General features: G+C 70.7%; 1 protein-coding gene (only partly in view). It reads left to right on the forward strand.

Annotated elements, in window-relative coordinates:
• Window positions 1-17,073, forward strand: the 5' portion of a protein-coding gene (locus G5T42_RS09730) for a Calx-beta domain-containing protein (RefSeq protein ID WP_165128080.1). Its footprint extends 11,694 nt past the window's final position; 17,073 of the gene's 28,767 nt are visible here — the first part of the coding sequence; the start codon lies at window positions 1-3; the stop codon falls past the right edge of the window.

A 17,073-nucleotide genomic window follows, 5' to 3' on the forward strand; every position in this document is an offset into this window, starting at 1 on the left:
ATGACTGGGGACGACGCTAAGGGGCGCTCGGCGCGCGCGATTTTCCGCGCGCTGGCCTTCACGACGTCGCTCGCGCTCGGGATCAGCCTTTCGGCACCGGGGGCGACGCGGACGGTGTCGTTCGTCACGTCTGCCCCGTCCGTCGCCGCTGCAGCTCCCGGAGGACCCGCGGATCTTCCGGTCTCGGTCGAGGGCGCGGCCACCTCCACGGACGACGCCGAAGTGGTCGGGCAGCCCGCCGTCCTCGACGTCCGGCCGTTCGACGCCGCGGCCGATCCGGCCGCCGACCCGGCCCCGGCGGAAGAGGTCGCCGCACCGGTCGAGGAGCCCGCACCCGCGCCGGCCGAGCCGGCGCCCGTGCCGGACCCGGCGCCCGCGCCCGACCCGGCTCCTGTCGAGGTCGCTCCCGCGCCCGCGCCCGCAGACCCGGGTCCGGCACCCGCCGACCAGGCCACGCCGGCGGCAGCGCCCGCCGAGGCGCCCGCGCCGCAGGCCGCGGTCGTCGCTCCCGCCGCATGGTTCATCACGATGACCGGCACGAGCGGTTCGCTCGTGTTCAACGGCGACGGCACCGTGACCTTCGCGGGCGAGACCCGCTCCCTCGCCGAGATCTCCGAGATCCGCGTGACGGGCACATCGGGCGACGACACGTTCACCACCGACTTCAACGGCGCCGACCCCGGCATCACGATCGGGTTCGACGGAGCTGCCGGATTCGACACGCTCGTCACTCGGAACGCGGCGGGCTTCGTGTCGAATCCGGTCAGCTCGTCGTCGGGAACGATGTTCTTCGGCGGCACGACCGTCGTGTACGCGAACATCGAGCCGATCACCAACACGGGCGGCGGCGGCAGCGTCACCTTCAACCTCGGCGACTCGGACGACGACGACGCCGTCCTCGACGTCGACCCGACCAACGCGCTGCTGCTTCGCATCCGCAGCCTCAACTCGAAGTTCGAGACGACGAGCTTCTCCGCCCCGACCGCGGCGGGGCAGACGCTGAGCATCTCGGGCGGCGGCGGGCACGACAAGCTCACGATCCAGGGCACGATCAACCTCGGCATCGCGGCATTCCTCGCCGCCTTCGAGCGGATCCTGGTCGACGGCGCGACGATCAACGCCGGCTCGGTCACGCTGAACGCCGCGGACTCGAACACCGACGGCATCCCGCTGAACGTTGCGAGCTGCACGAACTTCGACGACTTCAGCATCCTGGGATGCCTCGACCACGACGCGACCGCAGAGGTCATCGTGGACGGCGGCACGATCAACGCGGGCAATGTGACCATGACGGCGACATCGTCAGTGATCCCGGATGCCTCGGCCGCCACGGCCTACGCCGTCATCGTCAACTCGAACGCGACGGTCGACGTGCGCGGCGCTTCGCACATCAACGCGACGGGTGACTTCACGGCGACAGCTGCGTCCACTGTCGGGCCCTTCACGCTCAACAAGCAATACGGCGACGCCGCCTTCGTCACGTCCAACGCCACCGCGAAGATCGGCGGCTCGTCCGTCCTCGACGTCGACGGCGCCGCGACGATCAGCGCGACGTCCACCGTGACGGCCAGCGCGACCCCGCAGGCCGACGCGTCGAAGCAGGAGGCGCCCGGCAGCTACGACGCGGCGGTCGCGATCCTCACGGTGTGGTCGACGGTCGTCGGCAAGGTCACCGACACGGCCCGTGCGGTCATCGGCGGTGCCCTCGGCATCGGCGCCTCGAACGTCGCAACCCTCACGGGCGTCGGCGACGCGAAGGACGCCGCGAGCGGCGCCGGCGTCGCGGTCGTGTATCTGCAGCAGAACACCGAGGCGGCGATCGACTCGACCGACGCGACGGGCTCGTCCGCGGCATCCGTCGCGATCCTCGCCAACCAGCAGTCGACCATCACGGCGCAGTCCAAGGCGGGCAAGGGCGGCGCGACGCAGAACAACAAGAACGCGAACAGCTCGGGGCGCGGCAACGGCCAGTCGTCGACGAGCGACGGCGCGATCGACGTAGCCGGAGCCATCTCGGTCGCCGTGCTCGACAACGACACCCGCGCCCACATCACCGGCGCGAAGGTCACGACGAGCGGCGCCCAGTCGATCACGGCGACGGCGAAGAACACGGTCGTCGCGGACGGCGACGGCGGCACGACCGACGGCTCGGGCGGCTCGAGCGGATTCGGGCTCGCGATCGGCGTCGGCATCATCATCGCCGACCTGCTGACGCAGGCGTTCCTGCTCAACGCCCTCCTCGACGCCACCGGCGGAATCACCGTCTCGGCCTCCGAGCCCGCCACGGCCGACTCGACGTACATGGCCACCGGCATCTCGGGCAAGAAGAGCTCGGGCAGCGTCTCGATCGCCGGCTCGCTCGCGGTCGTCAAGAAGGATGCCCGCACCTCCGCGCAGCTGCGGGGCACCGGCTCGTTCGGTGACAGCGCCGTGACGCTCAGCGCTCGCGGCAGCCACAAGAGCACCGCGAAGGCCACGGCCAAGCAGGCGGCGGCCGGCAGCAACGGCAGTGCCGTCGGCGCCGGCGCATCGGTCGCCCTGACCCTCGTCCGCACGACCGTGGAAGCCGGCGTCGCGGACGACGCGTCCCCAGCGGGGATCTCTTCCCTCACCGCGACGGCCAACGGCGCGGACGACGCGACCACCGAGACGATCGGCGGGGCCGACGGCGGCACGACCGCTTCGCTCACGGGTGTAGCGAGCATCGCGATCCACAACGTCAAGACGATCGCGAGCATCGGCACGGGTGCCCTTCTCGCGGTCGGCGGCGCGATCACCGCGACCGCCTCGCAGACGGCCAAGGCCACGACGTCGGCGACCGGCTCGACCGGCGCGGGCGCCGGCGCGACGCTCGGCGCCGCCATCGCCTTCGCCCTCACGTCGGCTGACCACGAGGCCCGCTCGACCATCGACCGGGCGGTCACGGCGCAGGGCGCGGTCACGATGACCGCCGAGGGCGTCTCGACCACGGCGACGTCGGCCGAGGCGAGCGCACAGGGTGCGCCCGGCGAGTCGGGCGGCGGCAAGGACTCGACCGGCAAGGACGTCAACCAGAAGTCCAACGACAAGCTCGGCAACGCGTCGGGACGCACGACCGGCGGCGCCGGCGGCGGCTCGACCACGCCGAAGGCGCAGAACGAGGACGGCACGAGCATCAGCGTCGCCGCCGCGATCGCCTTCAACCTCGTCCGCTCCGCGACGATCGCCATGCTGAGCGACGGTGCGTCGCTACAGACGACGGGCGCGGCATCCTTCATCACCCGGAACAACACGGATGCCTCGGCCACCGCCAAGGGCACGGCGACCAACTCGAGCTCCGTCGGCATCGGTGCGGCGCTCGCCGTCAACAAGGTGCGGCTCATCAACCAGGCCGGCATCGGCGTCGGCGCATCGCTGCAGGCGGCGGGACTCACGCTCAGCGCGACCGTCAAGCCGGTCGCGGCCGACGACACCCACACGTTCCAGGCGACGGCCGAAGCCGGCGCCGGCAACACGAGCGGCACGCTCGGTGTCGCGGGCGCCTTCGCGCTGAACCTCGTCGAAGAGGACACGCGCGCAGCAGTCGAGGCGAAGCCGGCTCCCGGACCCGGCGCCCCCGGACCCGGCGTGGCGATCGTGGGGAACAACGCCGTGAGCATGACCGCGGGATCAAAGACGGCCGACAAGGCTTCGGCCAAGGCGACGCAGTCCGGCGGCTCGACCGTTGGCCTGGGCGCCTCGCTCGCGCTCAACCTGCCGACGCACCGCGTGTATGCGGGCATATCGCAGGTCGCCGATCCGACGCGCGGACCTCCGCTCACGGGAGCCGGAGCACTCACGCTCACGGCGACGCACGACGTCGCGCTCACGACCACGGCGGAGGCCGGAGGCAAGTCGGGCAGCGTCACGATCGTGCCGGCGGTCGCCATCGTCCTCGCCATCATCCACACCAACGCCTCGCTCGGCGGCAGCAGCACGACGCTCACCGCCTCGAGCATCACCGCCTCCGCCACCCAGAACGTCAGCGCCACGACCTCGGCCAAGGGCTCGACCGTCGTCGGCAGCACAGCCGGAATCGGCGTCTCGCTCGCACTCGCGATCCTCGATGACATCCTGTCCGAGGCATCCAGTGCTCGAAGCCTCGCGGTCACCGGCGACGTCTCGTTCCAGGCCAACCAGCGCGTCGACGTCTCGACCGTCGCAGAGGCCGCCTCGAAGGGCGCCCCGGCCGCCTCCGACGGCGGGGACGGCAAGAACGTCAACAAGAAGGCCGACGACAACCTCGCGAAGGCGAACGAGAGCAAGCAGCAGAACGCCGGAGGAGCCAACTCGACGTCGTCGACGCCGAAGGCCGCGACCAACGACGACAACGGCGCATCGCTCTCCGTCGCCGGGGCCATCGCGATCAACGTCGTCTCGGCGTCGGCGCTCGCGCGGTTCCTCAACGGCATCACGGTCAACGCCGGCGGGATCGTCACCCTCAAGGCCCTCGGCGACACCGATGCGAAGGCCGAGGCGAAGGGCGACTCCGCGGCAGACGCCTCGGTGGGCGTCGGCGCCGGCGTGGTCGTGCAGGCGGTCGGCATCGACATCCGCGCGATCACCGGCGATGTGACGATCCACGCGGCGGGCCTCGTCGTGACGGCCGGGATGCTGTCGGGCGACACCGACGACGTGGTCCGGCGCTGGACGGGCACGACGTGGGAGGTCGTCCAGGAGGGCAAGGAGCTGCCCGGCCCGTCGAACGGCGACGTCGCCTATGTCAAGGACGCGGCCGACGACGGCCTGTACACCTTCGACGGCTCGTCGTGGAACCTCTCCACCGACGTCACGATCGCCTCGGGGGCCACTCTTCCCGGCTCGCCGAGCAACGGAGACCGCTTCCTCCTGACCGTCAAGAAGGACGGCAAGCCGGCGAACAGCGTGTGGCAGTTCAACGGCACGACGTGGGTCTTCGTGACCGCCGACGTCTACGCCAAGAAGGACGACCTGCCCAAGGACATCATCGAGAAGGACACCTGGTTCCGGCTGACCGACACCGACGGCGCCAACGCACCCGGCTTCTACAAGCGCAACGACAGCCACGCCTGGGTCGTCCAGTCGGTGAGCTTCACGCAGGGCGACACGCTTCCGGCGAGCCCCGCGACGGACACGTTCTTCCGGCTCTGGTCGCACGAGATCACCTCGATCGCCCGAGCGGGTGCGAGCAAGGCCTCGTCGGTCGGTGTCGCGGGTGCACTCGCCATCAACATCCTCGACACCACCGTCGAAGCCCTCGTCTCCACCGGTGCCGACGTCGTCCTGACCGGCGGCACGGCCACCGTCTCGGCGCTCAGCAACGAGCGCGACTTCGCACAGTCGTCGGGCAAGGCCGAGGTCGGCAGCGCGACGGGCGTCGGCGCGTCGTTCGCACTGCAGGTGATCGACGGCAGCAGCGTCCGCGCCGAGATCGAGAACGGCGCCGCCTTCACCGGTCCGGGTGCCCTCACCGTCCAGTCGACCGCCACACGGGACCTCTTCACCAAGGCCGAGGGCGGCACGACGGGCGGCACGGCCGTCACTCCCGTGGTCGCGCTCGTCGTGAGCGTCGACGACACGGCGACCGCACGCATCGGGACCGCGGCATCCGCCCTGGTCGCCACCGGGGCCGTCACCGTGAAGGCGACGCACCTGACGTGGATCATGACCGAGGGCAACGCGGATGCCGCGGGCAAGAGCACCGCCGTCGGCGCCGACGTCTCGGTTAACGCCGTCGTCGGATGGGCGACGCTCGCCGAGATCGCACGCAGCCTGCAGGGCACGTCGGTCGACGTCATCGCCGACTCCGAGATCCGCAGCGTGGCCAAGGCCGTCGCCAGTGCGAGCGGAGCGAAGGAAGACGGCAAGTCCGGTGACAAGGAAGGCAAGGACCAGGTCACCGGCGCGGACAACAAGAACCCGAACACCCAGGGCACGAACGGCTCGACGTCGTCGATGCCGACGTCCAACGGCGGCACCAACGGCAGCAACGGGGCCACCGGGGCGAACTCGCAGTCGAGCAGCCAGTCCGGCACGGGCAGCGGCACGACGGCGGTCGCGGCGGCCGTCTCGGTCAACTGGGTGGTCGCATCGAGCACGGCACGCATCGCGGCGAACGTCACGGTGACCTCGACGACGGGCGCGGTGACCGTCCGGAGCACGTTCGCGGCGGGGGCGAAGGCCCTGGGCACCGGCTCGGCGCTCGACTTCTCGACCGGCGGCGATCGCATCAGCGCCGCGATCGGCCTGAACGTCGCAGACCTCGACAACATCGCCGAGATCGGGACGGATGCCGTGGTCACCGGCCAGACCGGCACCACCGTCGAGGCGACAGTGCCCGTCGTGAGCGGGACGCCGAAGACCAACGAGTTCGTCGTGTGGGGCTTCTCCGCCAGCGGCGGCAAGAGCACGTCGTTCGCCGGAAGCGCCGCCGTGCAGATCCTGCTCCTCACGACCGAGGCGCGCGTCGGCGCCGGCGCCGACCTCTCGGCCCCGGCGGGCGGCATCACGGTCAACGCCCTCCAGAAGTACGGCACGCAGAACCTCGCCATCTCGGGTGCGCTCTCGCAGAGTAGCAACGCGGCGATCGGCGGCTCGTTCGCGGTCGACTACTTCGAGATCACGACGAAGGCGTCGATCCAGTCCGGCACGGGCGCGGGCTCCGTCTCGCATGCGGATGCCTCGGGCGCGATCGCCGTGACGGCGAAGACGACCCTCGTCGCCCTCAAGCCCGAGCTGCCGAAGGTGCTCGCCGACAAGCTCGAGTGGCTCAGCCTCTCGTCCGTCGCGATCGCGGGAGCCGCGAGCACGGGCGGCGCTGCCGTCACCGGCGCATTCATCATCGAGATCATCAACCTCGACACGCAGGCCTGGATCGGCGACGGCGCCCAGGTCAACCAGGAAGGCTCGATCGGCGGAGCCGGCCAGACGGTCACGGTCCGGGCCGAGGACTCGCTGCAGCTCATCGACATCGGCGGCACGCTCTCGCTGAGCCAGAGCTCGGCGAGCGTCGGCATCACGATCGTCGTGGTCGTGGCCAACTCCAACGTGCGCGCCTGGATCGGAGACTCCGGCGCGGTGCGCGCGGGCGGCTCCGTCACAGTCCAGGCGGCCGCCGCCGAGGACTGGTTCGTCCTCGCCGTCGCCGGCGGGCTCAGCCTCAACTCGGCAGCGGTCACCGGCTCGGTCGTCGTCCTCGTCTTCAACCAGGGCGGATCGGCGCCCAAGGTGGCGGCCCACATCGGCTCGAGCGCCGTGCACGCGCAGGGCGCGGTGCAGGTGCTCGCCTCTCGCACGGCCAGCGGCGCACTCGCGTCGGGCAACCTGGCGATCGGCGGCGGATCGGCCGGCGTGGGGGCGGCCGCCGTCGTGATCGTCCGCGATTCCGACGTCGACGCCTGGGTCGGTGGGGGCTCCGACATCCAGGCGGGCGGCGCCGGTCTCACGGTCAGCGCGATCCAGTCCGGCGACTGGAAGTACGTCGCGGTCGCGGGGGCGGGCGGCAACACGGCCGGCGTCGCCGGCGCGGTCGTGGTCGACGTTCTGAGCGACACGACGTGGGCGCACATCGACAACGGCGCGACCGTCTCGATGCCGACGACGAACATCGCGGTCCTCGCGCAGGACACCACGACTGTCCTCTCGCTCGCCGGCACCCTCACGGTCGGCGGCACCGCCGGCGTCGGCGCAGGCGTGGACGTCGAGGTCATCGGCAAGGACACGCAGGCCTGGATCGGCACCAGCACGTCGATCAGCGGCTCGGGCAACCTCATGGTCGACGCGAAGTCCCACGAGACCGTCACGAGCATCTCCGTCGGCGGCGGCTTCGGGGGCACCGCCGCCGTCAACGTCAACGCCGCCGTCTCGTCGCTGACGATCGTGACGAAGGCCTACATCGCCAACGCGACGGGGGCGGGCACGGCGGCCGTGGTCAACGTCGACGGCAGCGTGCGGGTCGCTGCCGACGAGAGCCTCGTGCTCAACGTCATCGGCGGCAACATCTCGGTCGGCGGCACGGCGGGGGTCGGAGCATCCGTCGCCATCCCGGTGACCTCCAAGGACACGCACGCCTGGATCGGCGACTTCGCGCGGGTCAACGCGAAGGGCCTCACGCCCGTCACGGTCAAGACCGGCAGCTACACCGTGTCGACCGTCGACCTGCGGTTCGCGCCCTCGAACGTCAACACCTCGTCCGACACGATCACCGTTCCCGGCCACGGGTTCCAGAACGGCCAGCAGGTGCAGTACGACGCCGGCTGCGACGTCTCGTCCGACCCGAACTGCGGCGCCGGCGGGCTCATCCACCGCGGCATCTACTGGATCGTCAACGCGACGGCCGACACGTACCAGGTCTCGCTCACGCAGGGCGGAGCGCCGGTCGACATCACAGACCAGGGCTCGACCGAGAACCAGCGCTTCTTCCGCATCGACCAGGCGAACGTGCCCGTCGACAACACCCCGCGGTTCAACCCGCAGACGTCGGTCTCGGGCAACCAGATCACGACGCCCTACTCGGTCGGTGCGGCGAACGACGACGCCGTCGTGTACTCGGCGGGCGGCGGAGTGGCGATCGGCGGCCTCGTCGACGGTCAGACCTACTTCTACAAGAGCCTCGGCGGCAACACCTTCCAGCTGCTCGACCGCAAGAGCACCGACGGCGGCACGCCGATCGCCCTGTCGCTCACGGGCACGACGGGCCGCGGCCACAGCATCACCAAGTCGGGCACGGCCCCCGCGGGCGACCCGAGCGCCATGGGCCCGCGCACCATCACGTCGCCCGAGGCGCCCTTCTCGGGCGTCGCGGTGACTGCCACCAACAGCGACGACGTCGGAGCGTTCGGTGTCGGCGTCGCCATCGGCGGCACGGCGGGCGTCGCGATCGCCGGCTCGGTGGCCGTCAACAACGTCCGCACGTCCGCCCACATCGGCCACGACGCGCAGGTCAACTGCGGTGCGACGTGCGCCTCGAACATCACGGGCGCCGGCACGGCCCAGGGCGTGCGGGTCGCGGCCGCGAACCAGTACTACGAGCTCGGGATCGCAGCATCCCTCGCCATCGGCGGAACCGCCGGCATCGCCGTTCCCGTGGCCGTCCGCGTCGTCAACCTCGACACCTCGGCCTGGATCGGCACCGGAGCCACCGTCAACGCCCGCGACGACATCACCGTCACGGCGAACGGCAAGGACACCGTCGTGTCGGTGGCCGTGGGTGCCGGCGGCGGGACGGTCGGCATCGCGGGCACTGTCGCGGTGACTGTGCTCAACGTCAACACCTTCGCGTGCACCGGCACGCCGACCGGCGCGAGCGCGTTCGAGTGCCTCGGCAACGGGCCGACGCTGCGGGCGGGCGACAACGTGCTCGTCTCGGCGAACGACGACTCGCGGATGCTCCTCATCACCGTCGCGATCGCGGGCGGGTACGTCGGAGTCGGCGCGGCCGTAGGCGTCGCGGTCATGAACAAGAAGGTCGCGGCGTACCTCGGCCCCAACGGCACGGTCTCCGCATCGGCCGGAGGCGCCGCGATCGGACAGGTAGCCGACGGCACCGTCAGCGCGGGCGGCTTCGGGCGCAAGAACTTCTCGGGCGTCATCGTGCGCGCCGACTCGTCGGAGAACATCTTCGGCCTCGTGCCGGCCGTCGCGGGCGGCTTCGTCGGCGTCGCGGGCGGCGTCGCGGTCACGCTCCTCACGATCTCGGTAAAGGCGGCGATCGGCGCGGGCGGCAGCGTCACGTCGTCCGGCGGCGTCAACGTCTCAGCCACCGACCGCTTCACCTCGCTCACGATCGCGGGCGGCATCGCCGGCGGCTTCGTCGGCGTGGCCGGCGGCGTCGACATCGGCGTGGCGAACTCGTCGGTCCAGGCATCCCTCGGCTCCGGCCTCACGGTCACCGCCGGCGGCGACGTCGAGGTCTACGCCCTCTCGAAGAAAGACGTCTCGACCTTCGCGGTGAGCTTCGCCGGCGGCTTCGTCGGCGTCGCGGCAGCCGTCTCTGTCTGGACGATCGGCACGACGCCGACGGGTGAGTACAACGCGGCCGGCGGCGGCGAGGACCGCGGAACGTGGAATGCCGGCACGACGTACCGCAAGGGCGACGTCGTGACCGACCCCAACGACGGGAAGAAGTACTCCGCCAAGGAGGACAACGTCGTCGGGGGCGCATCGCCGAAGAACAACCCGGCGAAGTGGCTGGGAGCCACGAGCGCCCTCGGCCGCGGCGACTACTCGGCCGGCCAGGTCTACAACAAGGGCGACGAGGTCAGGGGATCCGACGGCAAGTACTACACCGCCAAGAAGGACGGCCTGACGGGCATCGACCCGGTCTCCGACCACGACACGTTCCACTCCGACAACAGCGACGACTACGTCAGCGCGAACTGGCGTCCGGGCGGTGCGCTGAACTCGGTGCAGCAGGGCGGCGAGGTCGCCAAGGGCGACGGCGGCTACAAGGACGCGCTCAACGGAACGACGGTCGGATCGGTCGCCGCGTGGAACGCCCTGACCGACTACGGCGAAGGCGCGCTCGTCTCGTACAACGGCTCGAACTACTCGGCCAAGGTCGCCATCACCGGAAACGCCGCCAACGCGACGCCCGACACCGCGCCCGGTCAGTGGAAGCTCAACTCGGGCTCGGAGTCCAAGACCAACGACCGTCTCAACGGTCAGCTCGGCGGCGTCAACAGCGCGATCGCCGGCGCGGCGCCGACGACCAACCCCGGAACCGACGCGCTCGGCACCCCGCCCACCGGCGGAACCACCGCCACGGTCGGCGCGATCATCTTCGCCGGCGGCCACGTGCACGTGTTCGCGATCGACCGGCTCACGATCCTCGGCGTCGCGGGCGCAGGCGCGGTCGGCGCGGTCGGCGTCGGCATCTCGGTGCTCGTGCTCAACATCAAGAGCGTCACGGATGCCGGGGTCACCTCGACCGCGCAGATCACGGCGGGTGCCGGCGGTGCCGGCAGCGTCGCCGTCAAGGCCGAGATGATCGAGGACTCGTTCGGCTTCGGGTTCTCGGGCGCCGTCGGACTCGTCGGCATCGGCGGCCAGGTGGTCGTCATCAACGACAGCGGCACGCAGCACGCGCACATCGACGGCGGCGCGCAGGTCAAGCGGGCCGGCGGCGGGGTCACGGTCTCCTCCAAGGCCGACCGCACGCTCGAGAGCTGGTCGATCGGCCTCGCGGTCGGCGCGATCGCCGCGGGCGTCTCGGTCTCGGTCGTGAACGTCAGCGGCGACAACCGGGCGGACACCGGCACCGTCGCCGTGGGAGCCACCGGCAACGTCCAGAGCTTCAACGCCTCCACCGTCGACGACATCCACGTGACGGGCCGCGGAGTCAGCGTCTCGGGCGGAATCGGCGCGATCGGCGGCGTGCTGACCTTCGTGAGCCTCGAGGGCACAGCGGCCGCAGGCGCCTCGCCCTCCGGCACCGTCGGGTCGGGCGGCGTCCACGTCACGGCCACCGGCACTCGCACGGTCGACGCGAAGACCCTCAACGTGACGGTCGGCGGCGTCGCGATCGGACTCACGGTCGCCCGCGCCAACTCGGCCCGCCATCTCGAGTCGGCCGTCGGCGGCAGCGTGACGACGAGCGGCGCGGTCGAGTCCGCGGCGACCGCGACGAACACGGCGAACGTGCGCGCACCCGGCGTGGCCGTCGGCGGCGTCACGATCGGGATCACCGTCGTCTTCTCGGAGCTCTCCGGGCACACGCTCGCGAAGGCGACGGGCACCGTCACCGGGGCATCGTCCATCGATGTCATCGCCACGGCCGCGAACACGGCGGACACCCGCACCGAGCTCTACGCCGGCTCGCTCGTCGGTCTGTCCGGCGCATGGGCGAGCGCCAGGATCACGACCGGCGCCTACATCAAGGCGATCGCCGAGACGGGGTCGAGCCTCGGATCGACCGGCACGATCACGATCAAGGCGCAGACGCAGAACGACGGCAACAAGGCGCAGGGCATCATCGACTCCGCCTCGGTGGCCGGTCTCGCAGACCTCAAGGCGTTCGTCGCCATCGCCAATGTCATGAACGCCACGACGGCGACCCTCGACGGCGCCATCACGGCGGCCGGCGCGCTCATCGTCCGCGCCGACGCGCACAACACGGCGATCTCCGACATCCAGACCGGCTCGGTCGCCCTCGCGTCCCTCGCGATCGGGTCGAGCGACGCCAAGGTCACCGGCGAGACGAAGGCGTCCGGCGGCGGCTCGCTCTCGCTCGCGGGAGCGGATGTCGACATCCGCGCGATCAGCCACAACTCGGCCGACGCGAAGTCGAACGTCATGACCGGCGGCATCCTCCTCGGCGTCGCGGTGAGCGCGCCGACGGCCGATATCTCGGCGCCGACGACCGCCCGCTGGGACGGGTCGGTCACGGCGGCACGGAACGTCAACGTCGAAGCGGATGCCACGAACGCGGCGACCTCGACGCTCAAGGTGCTGGCGACCGGCCTCGGCTCGGTCACGGGCGGCTCGGCCGATGCCAAGATCACGACGAGCACGCTGACCTCGGCGGTCCTGGGCAGCGGCGCATCGGTCAACGGGGTGACCCAGCAGCTGCAGGTCTACGCACACGCCGTCAACCGCTCGACCGCGGTAGCCGGCGGCAAGGGCTTCGGCGGCATCAGCATCAGCGTCATCTACCCGAACGCCATCGACAACGCGAAGACCAAGGCATCCATCGACGGAAATGTCGGCTCGACGCACTTCGACCCCGCCGTGAACGGCACCGTCGGCGACCCGGGTGCGGGCAGCATCCTCCTGAAGGCGATCGGGGACGACGCGACGAACTCGAGCGTCTCGAGCCTCAGCGTCGGTCTCGTCGCGGTGTCGACCTCGACCGCCGAGGCGAACACGCAGCCGGAGGTCGCGGCGTCGCTCGGCGGCGGCCACGTCACCGCCGGCGGCAACCTGACCGTCCTCGCGCAGTCGCTGACGGATGCCGACTCCTACGCGAACGCGACGTCCGGCGGGGTCATCGACATCCAGGCGGGCTTCACCGCCAAGGCCGTCGCCAAGCCCACCGTGTCGGCGACCATGACCGGCGGGTTCGCCCAGGCCGGCGGGCTCTTCTCGCTCACGGCGCAGCACGGCGCCGCGCTCACGCCGCTCTCCGACGGCACCGTCCAGTCCATCAACTGCAACGGCGCGGACACGATCTGCTTCGCCCTCCCGCACGGCCTCAACACGGGAGCCACGGTCACCTACAGCGCTCCCGCCTCGGACGACGAGGACGTGCAGAACGGCACGATCCCGAACCCGAACTCGATCGGCGGCCTCGGCGACGGACGCACCTACGGAGTCATCCGGGTCGACAGCAACACCCTGCGGCTCGGCGTGGAGTTCAACGCTGCGGGAATCGTCCAGGCATCCACCGCCACCCTCCACTTCCCCGGCGGCCACAACCTGCGCACCGGCGACCGCGTCGTCTACAACTGCAACGGCGGCACGGCACTCGGGACGCTGCCGATCGCGGGCCTCACTTGCGGGAACGCCTACTACGTCTACGCCGTGGACGAGTTCGACCTGCGCCTCTCGACGACGCAGCTCACGCAGGCCGGCACCACCGTCGTCTCGCTCCCGAACCCCACGATCACAGGCGGCAGCGTCTTCACCGTCGGCAGCACCGCCGGCCTCGACGGCGCCGCGGTCGTCTACCACGCACCGGCCACCATCGACTTCAAGTCGAGCCTCGTCGACGTGCACACCGACGGCGCCGGCGTGCTCGACCAGACGAACGGCGCGATCACCCACAACGCCTCGTGGAACACGATCTACGCACCGAGCCACGGCTCGATCGGCGGCACCGAGTGGATCTACAGCGTCGCCAACGGCTCGGCGATCGCCGGTCTCTTCAACGGCCAGCACGTCTGGATCGTCGACCCGTCGATCAACGTGGCCGGGTTCCCGTCGGGCGCGCACACGATCCGCCTCGCCGACTCCGCCTGCCACGCGGGCTACGGCACCTACGACCCCACCCCCGGCAGCTCGAACCACACCGACGACAACACGCCCTGCAGCACGAACGTGCAGATCATCGGCCTCGCACCCGACACGACGGCGGCGGGCCTCAAGGCCGACCACAGCCTGCGCCGCGTCGGCTACGAGTCGATCGGGCTCGTCGAAGGCAACATGTACTTCATCCACGTCCTCAACGGCACGCAGTTCGAGCTGCGCGACGCGAACGGCGTGACGCAGACGGGCCTCGTGAGCAAGTCCGGCCCCCACCGCCTTGTGAACGAGGGCATCGCGACGATCTCGAACGGCACGGGAACGCAGCAGCTGTACGTCGACCTCACCGGCTCGCTCACCGGCACGCCGCACGTCCTCATCGGCGTCGGCGGACCCGGAGCCCTGCTCGCGGACCTCGCCGGCGGCGCCAACGGCGTGGTGAGCGCGACTTCGACCGGCATCGGCGGCGGCCTCTTCCGCTTCAGCGACGTCTACTCCGAGGTGGACGTCCGGCCGACCGTCACGACCGAGGTGTTCTCGGGCACCATCCGCGGCGGCTCGGTCAAGATCGGCGGCACCAACTACGCCAACGCTGCTGTGAGCTCGGTGGGCAAGGGCGGCGGGTTCCTCGGGTTCGGGGCCTCGAACGCGAACGCCGACGTCGTCGACACGGTCCACACGAAGGTCGACGACGGCGCGAGCATCTTCTCGTCGAGCGACATCGCGGTGACGGCCTTCGGGTTCGCAACCGCCAACGGCGAGGCCGTGAACCGCACCGGCGGTCTCATCTCGGGCGCCGACACGGACGTCGACCTCGAGATCGGCTTCGACGTCTCGACCGAGATCGGCGGCGACCTGTCGGCGAACCGCACGGTGCTGGTGGATGCCGCGGCGGGCGCCGACGCGACGGCCCGCGCCTCGTCGGGCTCCGGTGGCCTGGGAACCAACGCCGACGCCAACGACGACGAGAACCAGGGCGTGCAGATCGGGCACGACCACAGCGCCAAGGTCACCACGACACTCCTCGGCACGGGCAGCATCGTGACCGGCGGCCGCATCCAGCTTTCCGCGGCCTTCGGACGGTCATACGCCGTCAACGACCTCAACGGCCAGATCGTCGACACGGCCGTCGACGTGCGGGGCATCGCCCGCTCCGACTCCGACGCCTACGCCCTCGGTGCCGACTCCGACGCCGGCGCGTACGTCCGCTTCGCAGGGCAGAGCAAGGTCGAGATCCAGACCGGCTCGACCGTCGAGGGCGCCGGAGTCTTCCTCCGCGCGGCGAACGAGAGCCTCAACCTGCAGGCCGACGCGAACTCGAACTGCGGCTGCGGCGGCGGCGACACCGACGCCCGCGCGAAGGTCACGGTGCAGTCGAGCTCCTCGGTCGTCGGCGCCGACGAGTCGGTCGTCCGCACCGCCGACCTCCACGTCGCCGCTCTGCAGTACTACACGAAGCTCTACGTGCACGCGCACCGCTCGGGGGGCCTCTTCGACTTCGGCAGCGCCGACGCCGACCTGGTCTACGAGCCCGGCCGCGACATCCTGTGGGAGTCGACGGTCTACCTGCTCGGCGAGCCCAACCCCGTCCTGATCGTCGACGCGAGCGGGCGCATCGTCGCCAAGACCGACAACGTCACGGTGCGCGAGTCGATGTTCGGACCGGCGCTCAACGTCGGCGACGTCATCGGCTCCGGCACGATCTGGATCGACCCGATCCTCTACGACGAGAAGCCGGAAGCGCTCTTCGAGGCGAACCACCCCGACAGCTGCACGGGCCTGTGCAACGGTCTCATCCACGGCGCGCTCGGCATCTTCTACATGCAGGAGACGTGGAACTCGGTACGCATCATCAACTCGTCCGACAAGGCCGTCTACCTGAAGGGCACCGGCGGCATCCCGAGCATGTCGATCAACACGGTCAACGCCGACCTCTCGGTGACGCCCGAGGCGATCATCAACGTCTCGGTCGACAACGGACCGCACGCGCCCCCGTCGACCCAGTGGTTCTGGAAGATCGAGCACATCTTCCCCGCGACCGACGTCGTCATCGAGAGCCTTCGCGGTTCCGCGACGACCGGCTACGACGTCACCATCGACGGCGACATCTACAACCCCCTCGGATCCCTGACCATCACCAACGACCGCGGCTCCATCCTCCGCGGCAGCGACGCCGGCGGCGAGACCTTCACCGCGAACCGCGTCACGCTCGACTCCGAGCTCGGCTCCATCGGCACCGTCGCCCAGCCCATCACGCTCGTCCTGCTGCAGATCACGCACAGCGGGGAGCAGGGAGTGCCGGCGACCCTCAAGCTCATCCACCTGGATGCCGAGGCCGGGAACGACGTCTTCCTCGACGTCACGACCCTCCGCCGCGATTCGCTCACTCCGAGCAACGCGCCCCTCCACCCCGTCATCGAGTCGATCAAGGCCGGCCACGACGCCGTCGTGATCCTCCGTGACAGCGCCGAGGGCAGCGACCCCGCGGTCGTCGGTGACGTGAACGTCCAGATCTTCACGCCGAACAACCTGCCCGGCGGCCCGGTTCTCGAATCGGTCCCGACCACCTGCTACTTCCGCCCCGACGGCGCCGGGTGCACCGGGGGAGTGGACGCGCCGGTCATCATCGGCGGCCGTGTCGTCCTGGTGGCCCTAGGCACGGTGCTCAGCCCCCGCAAGGCCGACTACGAGTTCAGCGACATCCGCGCGGGCCACAACATCTCGATCCAGCACCCGTCCAGCGCCACCGAGATCACGGTGCTCGCCTACACGGACGTCGACTCCACGTGGACGGACGACGAGACATCCGCGAGCCGCGGGCTCACCGACGGCTCGGGCAAGATCGACGTGCTGACCAACGGCAGCATCACCGTCGTCGAGCAGAGCAGCAAGGGCGATCTGCGGGTCGGGCACATCCACGCGACGGGCCTCTGCACGGGAGCGGTCGCAACGGCGTGCGCTTCGGCGACGATCGCAGCGGACGTCACGCTCCGCTCGCCGGCGCGGATCCTGGATGCCGAGCTCGACGCGGGCGTCATCGACACCGACGACGACCGCACCTGTGTCGACGCGTACGACCTCGACTGCGCGCCGGGCACGCCCAACAGCATCGACGTG

This window comes from Microbacterium sp. 4R-513, assembly GCF_011046485.1.
GTDB lineage: Bacteria > Actinomycetota > Actinomycetes > Actinomycetales > Microbacteriaceae > Microbacterium.